At 70.6% G+C, this 1,558-nt stretch carries 1 protein-coding gene and 1 pseudogene; both read left to right on the top strand.

From position 1 onward, the window contains the following. Window positions 1-109: 109 nt before the first annotated feature. Complete coding sequence (locus tag ACIBEA_RS44540; RefSeq protein ID WP_399270291.1) at window positions 110-688, top strand: hypothetical protein; 579 nt, start codon at window positions 110-112, stop codon at window positions 686-688. 67 nt (window positions 689-755) lie between these two features. Then, window positions 756-1,558: pseudogene (locus ACIBEA_RS44535) on the top strand (ISKra4 family transposase); the annotation flags it as partial.

Raw genomic sequence — 1,558 nt, 5'->3', positions numbered from 1 at the left:
GGGTGTAGCTCTTCCAGAGGGACTGGCTCGAGGCGGTCTGAGCTGGGAGTTTCCTGATCTGGCTGCGATGGCGGGCTCGGGCTCGTAGCGTCGGGTCGGGAGGTGGCTGATGGGATCGCTGCTGGGCCGGTTGTCGGGGCGGGAGGTGGCTGCGCGGGAGAGGGTGGCCGAACTTCGTGAGGAGATCGGTCGGTTGAATCAGCTCCTGGCGGTGGAGGAAGAGCGGCTGGAGCGGCTGACGATCGCCCGGGAGACGGTTCTGGAGGTCCTTGAGGGCCCGGACCGGCCCGAGGACTTGCCGGCGGCGGCCTTGCGGGCGGGGCTGGCAGGTGTGCGGGTGGGAGACGAGGCGGTCGCCGCCGCACTGCACGGGGACGGGCCGGTGGCCCAGGCGGCCGCCCCGGCGGAACGCGCGTCTGGTCGCCAGGGTCCGGTGACCGTGCCCGAGTGGCGTGAGGGGACGGACGTTTCGGTGCTGCCCGACGTCTACCAGCGGATCCTGGCCGTGCTGGCGGTATCGGGCCAGCCTTGGCGGGCCAAGGAACTGACCGCGAAGCTGAACGGCGGTGAGATCGAACCGCGGCACATCGAGACCACCCGGTCGAAGCTGAAACGCCTGGTCGAGCGCGGCTGGCTGGACGAGGCCGCCCCGGGCCTCTTCGGCCTGGAACACGACCTACGAGGCTGAGCAACAGGCAGGCTCTTTCGCATGGTTCATGGTGAAAGCGGCCGATGAACCGTGGAGAGAGCCCGTGATGAGCGCGTACGACGTCTTCGACGCGGCCGGGGAGTTCTCGGCCGCACGCACCCTGTTCGACTCCATGACGCTGGCCCTGTCATCGCCTCGGGCCGCGGAAACGAGTCATGACGCGCTGGAAGACTTCCTGGCCGAGACGGGCCGCGAACTCCAGCGTCTGCTCTACCAGGCCCACCTCAACCTCCGCGCCCACACCGAGCGGCGGGGCACGGAGGTCACCGACAGCTCCGGCACCGTCCACCGTCGTATCGAGTCCGGTCACACCCGGACCCTGGCCACCGTGTTCGGACAGGTCACCACCACGCGCATGGCCTACCGGGCGCCGGGCCGGGAGAACCTGTATCCCGCCGACGCGGTGCTGAACCTGCCCGCCGGCCTGCACTCCCACAGCCTGCGCCGCCTCGCGGCCGACGAGGCCGTGCGCGGCTCCTACGACGCCGCCCTCGATGCCCTGACCAGCCGGTGCGGCAAGGTGATCGGCAAACGCGCGGCCGAACAGCTCACCATCCGCGCCGCCGGAGACATCGACAGCTACTACCAGCGGTTATGCCCGCCGGCCTGCCCCGACGAGACACTGCTGGTGATCTCCACGGACGGCAAGGGCATCGTCATGCGGCCCGAGGCCCTGCGTGAGGAGACACGCAAGGCCGCCGAGGCGAAGAAGCGGCACCCCGCCTCCGGACGCCTCGCTCCCGGCGAGAAGCCCCACCGAAAGCGCATGGCCACCCTCGGCGCCGTCTACGACGCACTGCCCCGGCCCCGCACCCCCGACGACGTGATCACCCTCCCCACCGACACCGA

This window comes from Streptomyces sp. NPDC051555, from assembly GCF_044454405.1.
Lineage (GTDB): Bacteria > Actinomycetota > Actinomycetes > Streptomycetales > Streptomycetaceae > Streptomyces.
Note: the sequence above shows the minus strand (reverse complement) of the source record. Positions and strands in the feature narration are given on the sequence as shown.